2 protein-coding genes are annotated in these 1,865 nt (G+C 70.0%); one reads left to right on the forward strand and one right to left on the reverse strand.

All coding sequences use genetic code 11. From position 1 onward, the window contains the following. Positions 1–57 precede the first annotated feature (57 nt). Positions 58–1,191, forward strand: coding sequence for a bifunctional 2-methylcitrate synthase/citrate synthase (locus HMPREF0731_RS20175; protein WP_007006072.1), 1,134 nt, complete (start codon positions 58–60; stop codon positions 1,189–1,191). 330 nt (positions 1,192–1,521) lie between these two features. Here HMPREF0731_RS20175 and HMPREF0731_RS24600 read toward each other — a convergent pair. Further along, positions 1,522–1,865 (reverse strand): hypothetical protein (locus tag HMPREF0731_RS24600; RefSeq protein WP_007006073.1); only part of this gene is annotated, 344 nt, incomplete at its 5' end.

Genomic DNA, 1,865 nt, shown 5'->3' on the forward strand with positions numbered 1-1,865 from the left:
CCGGCAGGCGGGGCCGCGCCCCGCCCCGGCAAGAACCGAGAGGAAGGAACGACACCCATGAGCGAAACCCAGCCCGACATCCGCAAGGGCCTGGTCGGCGTCGTCGCCGATGTCTCCGCCGTGTCCAAGGTGATGCCGGAGACCAACAGCCTGACCTATCGCGGCTATGCCGTGCAGGACCTGGCCGAGCAGTGCAGCTTCGAGGAGGTCGCCTATCTGCTGTGGAACGGCGAGCTGCCGGACGCCGCGCAGCTGGCCGCCTTCCGCGCCGAGGAGGCGGCCAACCGTGGCATCAGCCCGGCGCTGCACGGGGTGATCCAGGCCTTCCCGCATGACGCGCACCCGATGGACGCGATCCGCACCGCGGTCAGCTTCCTCGGCATGGAGGATCCCGAGAGCGCCGACACCGCCGAGCCGGCGACGCGCCGCAAGGCGATGCGGCTGCTGGCGAAGATCCCGACCGCCATCGCCGCCGCGCACCGCGCCGCCAAGGGGCTGGCGCCGGTGGAGCCCGACCCGAAGCTCGGCTTCGCCGAGAACTTCTTCCACCTGGTGTTCGGCCGCGTGCCGCAGCCCGAGGTGGTGAAGGCCTTCGACGTCTCGCTGATCCTCTATGCCGAGCACGGCTTCAACGCCTCGACCTTCACCGCCCGCACCGTCACCAGCACGGGCGCCGACCTGCACGGCGCCATCACCGCCGGCATCGCCGCGCTGAAGGGGCCGCTGCATGGCGGCGCCAACGAGGCGGTGATGCACATGCTGGCCGAGATCGGCGAGCCGTCGAAGGCGCTGGACTGGCTGGAGGGCAAGTTCGACCACAAGGCGCTGGTGATGGGCTTCGGCCACCGCGTCTACAAGAATGGCGACAGCCGCGTGCCGACCATGACGAAGTATGCCGAGAAGATGGCCGAGGTGGTGGGCGACCGCCGCTGGATGGAGATGAGCCGCGTGCTGGCCGGCGCCATGCTGGAGCGGAAGAACATCCATCCGAACCTCGATTTCCCGGCCGGCCCCGCCTACCACCTGATGGGCTTCGACATCCCGCTCTTCACGCCGATCTTCGTCGCCAGCCGCATCACCGGCTGGGCGGCGCATGTCATCGAGCAGGCGGCCGACAACCGGCTGATCCGCCCGCTGTCGCATTATACCGGCGCGGCGCAGCGCGAGGTGCCGCCGATCGCGCAGCGCTGAGCGCTCCGCTTCAGACTCTCGAAAGGTGGCGCCGGGCAACCGGCGCCACCTTTTTGCTGCGCGCCGCGCGGAATGCGGGGTGTTTTGCAACGGCGGCACGCGGATTTCGTTGACAAGCAGATTGCGCGTGAAGATAGCGTGTTCCTCGCGCGCATCGGTTGAGCGCGATTCGCGGCGCGGCCTGTCAAGGGTCATCCCGCGCATCGGCGGTGGTGGAGATGCGTCGCGGTTCGGAAGGATGGTCAGGACGGCATGGGCAGGCAGGCGACGCGACGTCCCATCCTTCCGCTCCCGGCTTCCGCATCGCTGTTTTCATGAGTGAGACAGGCCTCAGGCAGAGACAGGGGATTCCGGGACCAGCCCCGGCCCCTGCCGCGCGCCCGACTGAATCGCGCGGCCGGCACGGCATCCATCTACGGGTAAGGAGATCCAGCACGTGAGCGACAGCAACGACACCAGCCCGCCCCGGGCGCGCGCCATGGTGATGAGCAGCAGCACGCGGCGCGGCAGCGCGACGCGCAAGGCGAGCACGGCGGGCCGCAAGCCGGCCGCGACCAAGGCCGCCGCGCCGAAGAAGGCGGCGACGGCGAAGGCGACGGCGAAGAAGCCCGCCGCCAAGACCAGCAAGGCCGCCGCGCCGAAGAAGGCCACCGCGACGAAGACCGCCGCCGCCC

It is taken from the genome of Pseudoroseomonas cervicalis ATCC 49957, from assembly GCF_000164635.1.
Classification (GTDB): Bacteria; Pseudomonadota; Alphaproteobacteria; order Acetobacterales; family Acetobacteraceae; genus Pseudoroseomonas; species Pseudoroseomonas cervicalis.

What these genes read in the sequence shown, in the direction of transcription:
- HMPREF0731_RS20175 (WP_007006072.1), top strand. Translation starts at nt 58, where the DNA reads ATGAGCGAAACCCAGCCCGACATCCGCAAGGGCCTGGTCGGCGTCGTC.